Annotated in this window: 12 protein-coding genes; all 12 read left to right on the top strand. The window is 48.6% G+C overall.

What is annotated here, in order from left to right; translation table 11 throughout:
- Positions 1 to 63 precede the first annotated feature (63 nt).
- Positions 64 to 960 carry a sporulation peptidase YabG gene (gene yabG, locus L6442_RS32315; protein WP_212980921.1) on the top strand — a complete coding sequence of 299 codons (897 nt, stop codon included), beginning with the start codon at positions 64 to 66 and terminating at the stop codon, positions 958 to 960.
- Positions 961 to 1,161: 201 nt separating this feature from the next.
- On the top strand, positions 1,162 to 1,428 hold the full coding sequence (gene veg / locus L6442_RS32310; protein ID WP_194234432.1) for a biofilm formation stimulator Veg: 267 nt from the start codon (positions 1,162 to 1,164) through the stop codon (positions 1,426 to 1,428).
- Between the two features lie 474 nt (positions 1,429 to 1,902).
- Entirely contained in the window at positions 1,903 to 2,082 is a 180-nt protein-coding gene (locus tag L6442_RS32305; protein ID WP_194234431.1) for a small, acid-soluble spore protein, alpha/beta type, read from the top strand.
- A gap of 153 nt (positions 2,083 to 2,235) precedes the next feature.
- The gene (ispE, locus tag L6442_RS32300) at positions 2,236 to 3,090 is read left to right on the top strand and encodes a 4-(cytidine 5'-diphospho)-2-C-methyl-D-erythritol kinase (protein WP_194234430.1); all 855 of its coding nucleotides are present in this window, start codon (positions 2,236 to 2,238) and stop codon (positions 3,088 to 3,090) included.
- 319 nt (positions 3,091 to 3,409) lie between these two features.
- On the top strand, positions 3,410 to 4,237 hold the full coding sequence (gene purR / locus L6442_RS32295) for a pur operon repressor (RefSeq protein WP_194234429.1): 828 nt from the start codon (positions 3,410 to 3,412) through the stop codon (positions 4,235 to 4,237).
- A gap of 195 nt (positions 4,238 to 4,432) precedes the next feature.
- A complete protein-coding gene (gene spoVG / locus L6442_RS32290; RefSeq protein WP_036712730.1) occupies positions 4,433 to 4,717 on the top strand; it encodes a septation regulator SpoVG in 285 nt (94 codons plus the stop codon).
- A 120-nt stretch (positions 4,718 to 4,837) separates the two neighbouring features.
- The gene (gene glmU, locus L6442_RS32285; RefSeq protein ID WP_212980937.1) at positions 4,838 to 6,220 is read left to right on the top strand and encodes a bifunctional UDP-N-acetylglucosamine diphosphorylase/glucosamine-1-phosphate N-acetyltransferase GlmU; all 1,383 of its coding nucleotides are present in this window, start codon (positions 4,838 to 4,840) and stop codon (positions 6,218 to 6,220) included.
- A gap of 104 nt (positions 6,221 to 6,324) precedes the next feature.
- Complete coding sequence (locus L6442_RS32280; RefSeq protein WP_127606669.1) at positions 6,325 to 7,278, top strand: ribose-phosphate diphosphokinase; 954 nt, start codon at positions 6,325 to 6,327, stop codon at positions 7,276 to 7,278.
- A gap of 90 nt (positions 7,279 to 7,368) precedes the next feature.
- Entirely contained in the window at positions 7,369 to 7,929 is a 561-nt protein-coding gene (gene pth, locus L6442_RS32275) for an aminoacyl-tRNA hydrolase (protein WP_194234428.1), read from the top strand.
- Between the two features lie 89 nt (positions 7,930 to 8,018).
- Complete coding sequence (locus L6442_RS32270; RefSeq protein WP_212980920.1) at positions 8,019 to 8,249, top strand: anti-sigma-F factor Fin; 231 nt, start codon at positions 8,019 to 8,021, stop codon at positions 8,247 to 8,249.
- Between the two features lie 386 nt (positions 8,250 to 8,635).
- Entirely contained in the window at positions 8,636 to 12,160 is a 3,525-nt protein-coding gene (gene mfd, locus L6442_RS32265; RefSeq protein ID WP_212980919.1) for a transcription-repair coupling factor, read from the top strand.
- On the top strand, positions 12,147 to 13,235 hold the full coding sequence (locus tag L6442_RS32260) for a peptidylprolyl isomerase (protein ID WP_212980918.1): 1,089 nt from the start codon (positions 12,147 to 12,149) through the stop codon (positions 13,233 to 13,235). The genes mfd and L6442_RS32260 overlap by 14 nt, the downstream gene beginning before the upstream one ends.
- Positions 13,236 to 13,351 lie beyond the last annotated feature (116 nt).

Genomic DNA, 13,351 nt, shown 5'->3' with positions numbered 1-13,351 from the left:
TTCCCAAAAGTGATGAACCATTAGGGAGATTTGCCCATAACATGGGGTAGGGGTGATGTTGTGATGAATGTAGGAGACCTGGTCGTCCGCAAATCTTATGGCGGTGATATCGCTTTTCGAGTAGAAGATCTGCGGAGCAATCTGGCTGTGATCAAGGGGACCGAGTTTCGGCTGTTGGCTGATTCGCCCCTGGATGACCTTGTGAAAGTGCCGTATGCACCGCTTAGTGAAAGATCCCAGAAGGCCAATATTAAAGCAAACGAGTCGTTAAATAGGTTGAAACGCCACCGTGATGAAATGACTGAGCGTAACCAGGCTGACCTGGGCGGAAGTTGGCCTATGATGGAGCAGCCATCTTATTTTGAGGTTCCGGGTAAAGTTCTCCATCTCGATGGGGATTTAAATTACTTAAAAAAGAGTCTCAGTCTTTATCAGCAGCTCCGAGTACCTGCAGAGGGCCACTACGTGAACGAAACGGGGATGGCGGATGCCTTATACCGGCTTTTGCCCAGAGTGAGGCCGGACATCGTTGTCATTACCGGTCATGACGGGGTACTCAAGCATAGGCCGAATAATGATCTGTATAGTCTGAACAGCTATAAAAATTCGCAAAATTTTGTATCGGCGATTCAGGTAGCCCGCCAGTATGAAAGGCATTACGATACGCTGACCATTGTGGCCGGTGCCTGCCAGTCGCACTTTGAGGCGCTGCTGCAAGCGGGAGCGAATTTCGCCAGCTCGCCGGGGCGCATTCTCATTCATGCGCTGGATCCTGTGTACGTGGCCGCCAAAGCTTCCTTTACATCGGTAAGGGATACGATTAACATGATGGACGTTCTGCACAATACGATCAGCGGCACTCAAGGTGTCGGAGGCATCGAAACACGCGGGAGCTACAGGATTGGCTTACCGCGTTTAAATGATTTGTCACAGCTGAAGGTAACGCCGTCAGCCATGTAGGCGAAAAAGCTAGAAAAACCTTAATTCCGCTTTGCGGGTTAAGGTTTTTTTGTTGTTAATCGGTTGTATGCGGAAATATGCCAAAATATCGCAAAAAAATCCGTTGACAATATAAAATTGTTGCTGTTATAATTGAAATTTTATTTGACAAATTAACTCTTTTCAGGTTATAATGGACAAGGAAAGAGGTGGTCGTCGACAATGGCTAAAAATGCGCTGTTGGAAATCAAACGCAATCTCGAAGCTCATGTAGGTCAGAAAATATCACTGCGTGCTAACGGTGGTCGCCGAAAGACCGTCGAGCGCACGGGTGTGCTAGAAGAAACGTACCCTTCTGTTTTTATTGTGAAGCTGGATCAAGAACAGCAAACATTTAAGCGTGTTTCGTACAGCTATGCGGATATTCTTACTGAATCCGTAGAAGTAACGATCTGCGGCGATAATGCCAAAGACACGGATGAAGTGTGATAAAGCGTAACTTTTTTAATTTGAAGCAGCCTTCCTTGGGGAGGCTGCTTTTTGTTGACATATTAGAAAGTATAAACTTCCGGGGTCCCCGCAAAGTAATCGGAATAAGCTTCGAAGGTCATGCGTCACTTTGTGGGGGTATTAAAAACTTCCGGGGTCCCCGCAAAGTAATCGGAATAAGCTTCAAAGGCTACATGTCACTCCGTACTTTTGCTCCGCAAAAGCGCCCCTCTTTGCGAGGCGCCCTTACTTCTTTCCGATACTCTCAGTACTTTTGCTTTGCAAAAGCGCCCTTCAGGCGTCGGACTTCTTTCCGATACTCTTTGCGGGGTTATTTTAGCAGGGACTTTTCGAATGAGGGGAAGGTCGGCGAGGGATAATACATAAAGCGTTCCCCTATACAATTCAAAAGCGCATCATCTTGTAAACGGGAGGATCGCGCTCAGGATGAGACGATGATAAGGAGGACTGCCCATGAGCCGCAGACGCCGCAGTGTCATGTCGGAAGAACTGAAAACGGAGCTTGCTAAAGACCTGGGTTTTTATGAAACAGTGCAGGAGGAAGGCTGGGGCGGTATTAAAGCCAAGGATGCAGGAAACATGGTGAAGCGTGCCATCCAGCTCGCCGAGCAGGCCGCAGCGCGAAAATCGTAAAACCGAAGAAAAGCAATATTTGCGGAGACCACCTACTTAAGGGGTTCTCCGTTTTTCATAATCAAGCCGCAAGGTTCGAAATGACTTGCATGTTTCAGTTTGATATAATGATTTGAAGCTGATAAGAGGGAAACTTAAGGGTGGGTGAACGCCTTGAAAATTTACGAAAAAGCGCCAGCCAAAATCAACTTGATGCTGGACGTATTACATAAACGGCCTGATGGATTTCATGAGGTCGAAATGGTTATGACGATGGTCGATTTGGCGGACCGGTTGGAAATGTCGGCACTGCCGCGCGATACGATCATCATTACGAGCCAGGCGGGTTATATTCCGCTTGATGAGAAAAATCTGGCTTTTCAGGCGGCTAGACTGATTAAAGACCGTTACGACGTTCGGAGCGGCGTACATATTCATTTGGATAAAAAAATACCTGTGGCCGCCGGCCTCGCCGGGGGCAGCAGTGATGCAGCTGCGGCGCTGAGAGGGCTGAACCGGCTTTGGAATTTGAATATATCGGCGGAAGAGCTGCAAGAGCTTGGCGCCGAACTGGGATCGGACGTTCCCTTTTGCGTGACGGGGGGGACCGCGCTTGCAACCGGCAGAGGGGAGAAGCTGACGCCTGTCCGTAATCCGCTGCAGTGTTGGGTAATTCTGGCCAAGCCCCCGATCAATGTGTCGACCGCAGAAGTGTACGGCAAATTCAAAGCTGCTGAGGTTAAACGGCATCCGTCTGCAAGCGGAATGATCCGTGCTTTGGAAGCCGGCGATTTCGGCGCTGTATGCGGCGGCCTTGGAAACGTGCTGGAGGATGTGACCTTGAAGCTCCATCCGCAAGTAGGACAGCTCAAAGAAGCGATGCTGAAGCTTGGAGCGGACGGTGCTTTAATGTCCGGAAGCGGCCCGACTGTTTTCGGCCTTGTATATAAGGAGTCGAAAGTAGCACGTATTTATAACGGGCTTCGGGGATTTTGCAAAGAAGTGTACGCTGTGCGACTGCTTACCTAGCATGGAACCCAATCCGAATCATTTGATTTCGCTGTGATAAATAAGACAGCTATTTTTCTTCCGTTCCGTTGATATAGATTAAGGGAAATGGATTTGCGTTTAAAACCATCGCTGAGAAATGAATATCATTGTACAAACACGTACAAAAATGTTATATTTATACTATAATATTCGGAAATTACACTATAAAATTGTTTGGATTAAGGATTTTCATTAAGTTCAGATTGGAAAATGGCTTAAAACAAAGAGAGATACAGCATTATCAGCCATGATAGAGTTTTGGGAGAGATCCTGAATAATGTGATAGCGAGGAATTTTTGTGAAAAAGTTAAAGCGAAGCGCGCGTCTGGTCGAGATGACCCAATATCTGCTGTCCAGACCTCATACATTAATTCCGCTCACCACGTTCGCCGACAGGTATGGTGCCGCCAAATCTTCCATCAGCGAAGATCTGGTCATAATCAAAGAAGTGTTCGAGGATGAGGGGATGGGAGAACTTCAGACCCATGCGGGAGCGGCAGGGGGCGTGAAATTCATTCCCAAGATGCCAAAGGATCAGGCGCTTATTTTTGCCGAGGAGTTATGCCGCCAACTGCAGCAGAAAGATCGGGTTCTCCCCGGCGGATATTTGTATATGTCGGATCTGTTAGGACAGCCTTCCCTGATGAACGAAGCAGGCAAAATATTTGCCACCGCCTTTGCCGATCAGGAGATCGACGTGGTGATGACGGTGGAAACCAAAGGGATTCCGCTTGCTTATGCAACCGGGGCGCAGCTGAATCTGCCGGTTGTTCTGGTGCGCAGGGACCATCAGGTCACAGAAGGCTCGGCCGTAAGCATCAATTATGTCTCCGGTTCCCATAAAAGCATTCATACCATGTCGCTTTCGCGGCGTGCGCTTAAAGAGAAGTCCAAGGTTCTGATCGTGGATGACTTCATGAAGGCGGGCGGAACGATTCAGGGCATGGTGGATCTGCTGGCTGAATTTGATGCTGAAGTGGCAGGGGTAGGCGTATTGGTGGAGTCGGGCGAGGTGGAGAGCGAGGAGCGTTTGCTCCGCGATTACGTCTCCTTGGCGACTTTGGCCGGCGTCGATTCCAAATCGAAGGAAATTAACGTGAAACCGGGTAATTATTTCAGTAAATGATAAACGACAGGACGACTGCAAAATTTGTCGATTAAAATATTTTATAGGCGAATAGTTCCGAAGTCTGTCGACAATATCAATCTTATAAAAAAATTCCTGAATTTAGGATATTTTATTGCCTGAAAAAAGAGGATTTCGAAATGCTGTGTGGAAATTATACACCAAGTCTCTGATGGAAAAAGGTGGTGAACACACATGCAAATTACGGATGTCAGACTCCGCCGAGTCAACTCTGAGGGGAGAATGAAAGCAATCGCATCCATTACCATTGATAACGAATTTGTGGTTCATGATATTCGGGTCATCGATGGCAACAATGGAATGTTCGTTGCTATGCCGAGCAAGCGCACTCCAGATGGAGAATTCCGCGATATTGCCCATCCGATCTCATCCGGTACACGGGAGAAGATCCAAACGGCTGTTCTGGCGGAATATGAACGCGCTGCCAATGAAGAAGAAGTGATTGAAGAAGGCGCTTAAGGTTTACAATTGGGGTTCAAGGAAAAGAGAGCCAGACTTATGGCTCTCTTTTCTTTTTGCAGATAATACGATATATTCAGTAATGAGTTTAAGAGTGGGAGGTCAAAACCCTTGAAAAGAATGGCGATTGTTCTTGCCGCCGGGCAGGGTAAACGAATGAAATCGAAACTGTACAAAGTGCTGCACCCGGTATGTGGAAAGCCTATGGTCGGTCATGTGCTGGATACGGTGCAGAAAGTCAACTGTGAACGGAGCATCGTTATCGTAGGACATGGAGCGGAAGCAGTCCAATCTTATCTGGGCGAGGCCGCGGAGTACGTACTACAGGAGCAGCAGCTTGGAACCGGTCATGCGGTGAAAATGGCCAAGGATCTGCTCGGATCGGAACAAGGCTCCACTATTGTGATTTGCGGGGATACACCGCTGGTAACCGCAGAAACACTAGAAGCTCTGACGGAGCTTCATGAAAGTAAAAAAGCAGCCGCAACGGTACTAACAGCCTATACAGATAATCCTAAGGGTTATGGACGCGTGATCCGCAGCGAGGATGGCAGCGTTCAGCGCATCGTGGAGCAGAAGGATTGCTCGCCTGAAGAGGATGCCGTTTGCGAATTTAATACAGGAACTTATTGTTTTGATAATGCCAAACTATTTGCGGCTTTGGAGAAGGTCACAAATGAGAACGTTCAGCAGGAATATTATTTGACGGATGTCATTGGAATTTTGGTCAATCAAGGTGAAACGGTTCTTGGTTATATGACGGAGGATTATGCGGAATCGATCGGTGTGAATGACCGCCTGGCCCTTTCCGAAGCGGAACGCCTCATGCGGGAACGTATCAATCTGCGCCATATGCTGGGCGGCGTTACGATTATCGATCCAGCCTCCACCTATATTGACGCTGATGTAAAGATCGGCTCCGATACGGTTCTTTATCCGGGCACCGTAATCAAGGGGAACACCGTCATCGGCGAGGATTGCCAGATCGGACCGCAAAGCGACATTAAGGATTCCGTGATCGGCGAAGGCGTCGCCATCAAACACTCCGTGCTCGATCAGGCCGAAGTCGGCAACCGCACGACTGTCGGTCCTTTTGCGTATCTGCGTCCAAAAACCAAATTGGGCGAAAACGTGAGGATCGGGGATTTTGTGGAAGTGAAGAACGCCAGAATCGACAATGATTCCAAGGTTTCCCATCTTAGCTATATCGGAGATGCCAACGTAGGCAAAAATGTCAATGTCGGCTGCGGCGCGATAACGGTCAACTATGATGGATATAATAAGTTTATGACAGAAATTGAAGACGATGCTTTTGTCGGCAGCAATGTTAATTTGATTGCCCCCGTGACGATCGGAAAAGGTGCATACGTCGTTGCGGGTTCGACTATTACGCACTCCGTGCCTGAAAACGATCTGGGAATCGCCAGACAACGTCAGGAAAATAAACCGGGATATGCGGAAAAAATCCGTGACCGCGCAAAGGCAAAAAAAGACAAGAAGTAGCTTTTGCGTCCAAAGGATGGTTAAATAGTAATAGGTAACATTGTTCAAACGGCAATGGAGACAGGCATGAATTTCAATGAACCAGCACGGAGGGTTTTTATTCTATGACTTATTGTGATTCGAAATTAAAGATTTTTACTTGTAACTCCAATCCGAAGCTAGCCCAGCAGATTGCCGATTACATCGGAATCCCGATGGGTGATTCACACACCACCAGCTTCAGCGATGGAGAAATTCAGGTGAAACTGAATGAGAGTGTTCGCGGTTGTCATGTGTATGTAGTACAATCCACCTGCGGACCTGTCAATGACAATCTGATGGAATTGCTCATCATGGTTGATGCTCTGAAGCGCGCATCCGCGAAAAGCATCAACGTTGTCATTCCTTACTACGGGTACGCTCGTCAGGACCGCAAAGCCCGTTCGCGTGATCCAATCACGGCGAAGCTGGTAGCGAATCTGATAGAGAAGGCCGGTGCGCACCGCGTCATCACGATGGATTTGCATGCCATGCAGATTCAAGGGTTTTTCGACATTCCGGTGGATCATTTGCTTGGGGTGCCAATTCTGGCGCAATATTTCCGCTCCAAGCAAATCGAGAATCCTGTCGTGGTCTCTCCTGACCATGGCGGTGTTGTGCGTGCGAGAAAGCTGGCTGATTTCTTGAATGCACCGCTGGCGATTATCGACAAGCGTCGTCCGGAACCGAACGTAAGTGAAGTTATGAACATCATCGGTAATATCGAGGGGAAAACCGCGATTCTTATCGACGACATCATCGATACGGCCGGTACAATTGTCCTTGGCGCCAACGCGTTGATGGAAGGGGGCGTTAAGGAAGTTTATGCTTGCTGTACGCACCCGGTATTCTCCGGTCCAGCGATGGAACGCCTTGAAAACTCTCCGCTGAGTGAAGTGATTGTGACGGACACCATTCCGATCATGCATCCTGATCCCAGCAACAAAATTAAAGTGCTTTCGGTAGCTCCGCTTATGGGCGAAGCGATCATCCGGGTTCATGAAGAACTGTCGATCAGCAAGCTGTTTGAAATCGAATAGATAACAGGCGATGAAGGGGTTATATTTTCCTAGATCAGGGAAATGTAACCCTTCTCGTCATAAACGTGCGTTTGGAGGAAAAAAAGCACTATGAAATGGATCGTCGGACTGGGAAATCCCGGTTCCAATTACGAAAAAACGCGGCATAATGTCGGTTTTATGATGCTTGATGCCTTGGCTAAACGCCATGGAATTGCATTCGGCCCGAGCAAGTGCAAAGCTCTCGTCGGAGAGGGTTTTATCGGCACGAATAAAGTGGTACTCATCAAGCCGATGACATTTATGAATTTATCGGGCGAAGCCGTAAGAGCTTATATGGATTATTACAAGGTTAAGCTGGAAGATATGATCGTTGTGTACGATGATATGGATACGGAAATCGGCAAAATACGGCTGCGCTATCAAGGAAGCGCCGGCGGGCATAACGGAATTAAGTCGATCATTCAGCATACGGGAACCCAGGTATTCAACCGGATTCGGATGGGCATTTCCCGTCCCGAACCCGGCTTTGCCATCGTTGATTATGTGCTGACGTCATTCCCCAAAAAGGAAAAAGAGCTGCTCGAGAGCATGATCGATCAAGCCTGCGATGCGGCTGAATATAGTTTGGATCACACTTACGAGCAAACGATGGCGAAGTTTAACGGATAAAAAAGCAGGGATCCACTCGCGAACACAGGGCTAAATCAAGGATGAAGCGGGCATAATGAGGGTATAAATCACCTTCAGGAGGCATATAAATGGCTATAAATTATATCTGCCGGCACTGTCGAACCCAACTCGGAAGCCTTGATTCCAGGCAGGTGACCGACACGCAGCTTGGTTTTCTTTCCTTGACCCCTGCGGAACGTAGAGATATAATATCGTATGATTTAAGCGGAGACGTGACGGTTAAGGTGATATGCGAATACTGCAGGGAGGCCCTGGAGAATCATCCGGAGCTGAGCCTTGTTAACAGTCCGCTGCAATAAACGTAATATACGGTAGGGATACCCGACATTTTGGGGCCTTGGCAGTTTTGCTGAGGCTTCTTTTCGGTATTCCCCAATAGCTTGTTTTCAGCAAGAAGGATACTTGTACAGAGAATCGCAAGGTGGACCATTTTATGGTAAAATCTTTCGGGATACCTGTATAAAGAGCAAGGATTTGCGGGATATCTGCTTTTGCAGGATAGAAAACTAAAATCGCGATATTTCGAAAAGTACCATTGAAACAAAAAATGATGTAAACCGGCAGGAGAGCCGTTAGCGAGCGGATATTTCTCGCTAGACTGCTCTTGCGTTAAGCCGCTATTTTTAGGTTTGCAAAATCTGAAAATTCCAAGTTAAAAGATAAGCAAATGAGAGAGGTGCCCCTTTTGTTACAAGCACTTATAGAAGCGTTTTCCAAAGATCCGGATCTCCAATCCGTGACAGCTGGCATTAAGTCCGGCATGAAAGAACAGCTGGTGTCAGGGTTGTCCGGCTCTGCGCGGCAAATGATGCTGGCGGCGCTGTTTGACGAAGTGAAACGGCCGATGCTCATCGTCACCCATAATATGTTTTCCGCTCAAAAAATCGCTGAGGATTTACAGGAAGCGCTTTCGCAGGAGCAGGTTCTACTTTATCCCGCCAATGAATTGGTGGCTGCTGAATCTGCCGTGTCCAGTCCCGAGACGCTTGCGCAGCGCATTGACGTGTTGATGAAATGCGCTGAAGGTTTCTCCGGCATCGTGGTTGCGCCGTTTTCAGGAGCAAGAAGGTTTCTTCCTGCTCCTGAAGTGATGGGCAGCGCCCGCATTCGCATCGTGGATGGCGGAACGCTTGGCGTGGATGAATTTATGTCCAAGATGATCGAACTGGGTTACGAGCGGGTGGAGCGTGTTGAAAGCCGGGGCGAAATGAGCATTCGCGGTGGCATTATCGATTTTTATCCGATGACGTCTCAGCTTGCGTACCGGGTGGAGTTGTTTGATGAGGAGGTAGACTCGATCCGGACGTTTGATCCGGCTGACCAGCGTTCCATCGACAAGGTCAAGGAAGTGATCATTACTCCGTGCAAAGAGATCATTGCCGACGCGCACCGGCTGGTACAGGCTGCGGAAGGCGCCGCACAATTGTTGGAAGAACAGCTTGGGAAAATGACGGATCGTCAGGCCAAACTGCGCCTCACTGAGGAAATGAACCGGGAAATGGAGCTTTTGCGCGAGCAAGTATATTTTCCGGAAATATATAAATATATTTCGCTTCTCTATCCGGAGCGCAAGACGCTGTATGATTACATGCCGAAGGACACGATGCTAATTTTGGATGAGCCGGCCCGTCTTCTGGAGACAGCAAAGCAGCTCGAACGTGATGAGGCGGAATGGAACCTTCACTTGCTTCAAAACGGTAAAACGTTACCGCAGCTCCATCTGTCGGTTGAAAATGAAGAGGTCCTCTATCATCGTCCGTTCCAAACCATTTTCATGTCTATTTTTCTGCGTCAGGTTCCGCATACTCAGCCACAAAATATTTTGAATTTTATCAGCCGGGGCATGCAGGATTTCCATGGCCAAATGAATGTGCTTAAATCGGAGATGGAGCGCTGGCATAAGTCGGGAGTGAAGGTCATGATGCTGGCCAGCAGCGTGGATCGTCTCGACCGGATGCGGCGCGTGCTGCAGGATTACAATATTGATGAACCCGTCATGCTGCAGGGGAATCTGCAGACAGGATTTGAAATGCCGTCCATTCATCTTGCGGTCATCACCGAAGGTGAAATGTTTTCGAAGAAACAGCGCAAGATTCGCAAAATAGGCAAAAATATGGACAATGCCGAGCGCATCAAAAGCTATACCGAGCTGAAGGTCGGGGACTATGTCGTTCACCAGAACCACGGAATCGGCAAATACATGGGCATCGGCACCCTTGAAATCAACGGCATTCATAAAGACTACATGCATATTTTATATGCAGGCGGCGACAAGCTGTCGGTACCTATTGAACAGATCGATCTGATTCAAAAATACGTCGGTTCCGAAGATAAGGAGCCCAAAGTATACAAGCTCGGCGGCAATGAATGGAACAAAGTCAAAAGCAAGGTCCGTTCCTCCGTTCAGGATATTGCCGACGATCTCATTAAGCTGTATGCGGAGCGGCAGTCGACGCCAGGTTACGGTTTTGAAAAGGATACGGCCGAACAGCATGAATTCGAGGAAATGTTCCCTTATGACGAAACGCGCGACCAGCTGCGGGCAATCGAAGAGATCAAAAAAGATATGGAACAAAACCGTCCGATGGACCGGCTTCTATGCGGAGACGTCGGCTATGGCAAGACCGAGGTGGCTATCCGCGCGGCCTTTAAGGCAGCGATGGAAGGCAAGCAGGTTGCGGTGCTCGTTCCGACGACAATTTTGGCCCAGCAGCATTATGAGACATTCCGGGAGCGTTTCTCCGGTTATCCGATCAATATTCAGGTACTCAGCCGCTTCCGTTCCCGCAAGGAACAAAATGAATCGATCAAGGGCATCCGTCAGGGCACGGTAGACGTTGTTATCGGCACGCATCGCTTGTTGTCCCAGGATATCGTTTTCAAAGATTTAGGGCTTTTGATCGTCGACGAGGAACAGCGTTTCGGCGTAACCCATAAGGAAAAATTGAAGAAATTGAAAACCAATGTGGATGTGCTTACCTTAACGGCGACTCCGATTCCGCGCACACTGCATATGTCAATGCTGGGCGTACGCGATTTGTCGGTCATCGAGACACCTCCGGAGAACCGGTTCCCCGTGCAGACCTATGTGGTGGAATACAGCCAGACCCTGGTACGCGAGGCCATCGAGCGTGAACTGGCGCGCGGCGGACAGGTCTATTATCTGTATAACAGGGTGCAGGGCATCCAGGAAATGGCCAGTCAAATCACGGCACTTGTGCCGGATGCCAGAGTAGGCGTAGGACATGGACAGATGTCGGAATCAGAGCTGGAGAAGACCATTTTGGACTTCCTGGACGGAGAATACGATGTGCTGGTCAGCACAAGCATTATCGAGACCGGCGTCGACATCCCTAACGTGAATACGCTGATCGTGCATGATGCCGATAAAATGGGCTTGTCCCAGCTTTATCAGCTGCGCGGGCGCGTAGGCCGGTCCAACCGAATCGCGTACGCTTATTTCACCTACCAACGGGACAAGGTGTTGACCGAAGTGGCCGAAAAGCGGCTGCAGTCGATAAAAGAATTTACGGAACTGGGCTCCGGCTTCAAAATCGCCATGCGCGACCTGTCTATCCGCGGGGCGGGCAATCTGCTTGGAGCCGAACAACACGGCTTTATTGCGTCGGTCGGCTTTGACCTGTATTCGCAAATGCTGGCTGAGGAGATCAAGAAGCGGAAGGTATCCATGCTTGGCGAAAAAGAGGAGCCGTCCAAAGCATGGAATACGATGATTGATATCGGCATTGATGCTTATCTGCCTGCCGATTATATCTATGACAGTATTCAGAAAATCGAAATATACAAGAAGGTCGCGACCATCGGCAGCTTTGACGATGAAAAAGAGTTGGAAGATGAACTGCTCGACCGGTTTGGGGAACTGCCTGAAGCGGTGGTGAATCTGCTTGCCGTGGCGCGTTTGAAACTGTACGGAAAAATGTACGGGATCGACACGATCACCCGGCGCGGAGACGACCTGCTATTGAAATTTTATGAAGGCCAAGAAAAGAAACTCAGACCGGCACGCCTTGCCGAAATTGGCAATCAGTTTGAAAGACGTGTACAATTTGAGCAGGAGTCTCATTTGGCGATACGCATCAAAGGAAAGGGGCTCGACGATAAGCAGCTGCTGAGTTTGCTGGAGCAATTTCTGAAGGCAATTCGAGAGCTGTTCAAATCGAAGGAGGAACTTCAGGATGTTGTTCAATAAAAAGAAGGCGTGGAAGTTAGGCGTTTGCGCTGTAGCTGCGGTTTTGGCTGCGTCCATGCTGGCTGGCTGCGAGAAAAAGGGATCTGGGGAGACTACGAACCCGGGGAAAGTCGTGGCAACCTATAAAGGCGGAGAAATTACGGAGAAGGAGCTGGAAACCCAGAAAAAAATCATTTCCTTCATGTCTCCGGAATACGCCCAGCTGATTAATATGAGCGAGTTTCAAAATTATATGGTCAAGCAGAAGATTGCTTTCGCATATTTGAGCAGCAAAGCGAGCGAGTCCGCGAAGAAAGAAGGCGAAAAGCAGGCGGCTCAAGTGCTTGAGCAAAACCGGAAAAACTTGGGGGATAAACAATACGAAAATCTGTTGAAGGCCCAAAGTTTGAATGAGGAAGATCTAAAGCAGTATCTCGTACAGGCAATGACCGCGATGGAGGATATGACCAGCAAGGTGACCGAGGACGAGATCAAAAATAAATATGAGGCGACCAAACAAGATTATATGGTGGCCACGCTTCACAATGTGCTGATCGCTTTGCGGTATGGAGATAAAAAAGAGCGGACGAAAGACGAAGCGCTCAAAATTGCCAAAGACGTTAAATCCCAGCTCGATCAGGGGGCGGATATCGCCGAAATGGCCAAGAAATATTCCGATGATTCGTCCTCCAAAGAAAACGGCGGCTTGTATGACCATTTTACTGTCGGGCAATTCAATAGCAAAGAATTCAAGGAGCAGATACTGAAACTGCCGCTGAATAAAATCAGCGACCCGTTTGAGTCCGCGCTTGGCTATCATATCGTGAAGGTGGATTCGCGCGAAGAGACTCCTTACGATAAACTGTCTTCGGAGCAGAAGAACGTTATTAAACAGACTTTGGGCGCTGCCAAAATCGATGACTTCATGCAGAACCAGCTGAAGGATATCATTCAAAAAATCGATTTGCCTAAAGCGGCGGAAACGCCTGCCGGAGGCGCAGATGCTAATAAATCCGAGAAGGATGCGCCAAAATCGGGGGACGGTGCCAAGGGTTATTCGGAAACGGTAAATCCTCAAGGACCAAGCGGGAAATAAGTTACCTGAAGTGTAATCTTCAAGGATACAGGGTAGTATAAAAAAATGTACCGGCGTATTTTTACGGAAAAATAGACCGCCATTGTCGCGGCAGTTTCCGTGCGGTACAAGGATAT

It is taken from the genome of Paenibacillus azoreducens (assembly GCF_021654775.1).
Classification (GTDB): domain Bacteria; phylum Bacillota; class Bacilli; order Paenibacillales; family Paenibacillaceae; genus Paenibacillus_AQ; species Paenibacillus_AQ azoreducens.
Note: the sequence above shows the minus strand (reverse complement) of the source record. Positions and strands in the feature narration are given on the sequence as shown.

Bases quoted from the DNA above. Each gene is read 5' to 3' on its own strand.
- yabG (WP_212980921.1), top strand. From the start codon at position 64: ATGAATGTAGGAGACCTGGTCGTCCGCAAATCTTATGGCGGTGATATC.
- veg (WP_194234432.1), top strand. From the start codon at position 1,162: ATGGCTAAAAATGCGCTGTTGGAAATCAAACGCAATCTCGAAGCTCAT.
- L6442_RS32305 (WP_194234431.1), top strand. From the start codon at position 1,903: ATGAGCCGCAGACGCCGCAGTGTCATGTCGGAAGAACTGAAAACGGAG.
- spoVG (WP_036712730.1), top strand. From the start codon at position 4,433: ATGCAAATTACGGATGTCAGACTCCGCCGAGTCAACTCTGAGGGGAGA.
- glmU (WP_212980937.1), top strand. From the start codon at position 4,838: ATGGCGATTGTTCTTGCCGCCGGGCAGGGTAAACGAATGAAATCGAAA.
- L6442_RS32280 (WP_127606669.1), top strand. From the start codon at position 6,325: ATGACTTATTGTGATTCGAAATTAAAGATTTTTACTTGTAACTCCAAT.
- pth (WP_194234428.1), top strand. From the start codon at position 7,369: ATGAAATGGATCGTCGGACTGGGAAATCCCGGTTCCAATTACGAAAAA.
- L6442_RS32270 (WP_212980920.1), top strand. From the start codon at position 8,019: ATGGCTATAAATTATATCTGCCGGCACTGTCGAACCCAACTCGGAAGC.
- L6442_RS32260 (WP_212980918.1), top strand. From the start codon at position 12,147: ATGTTGTTCAATAAAAAGAAGGCGTGGAAGTTAGGCGTTTGCGCTGTA.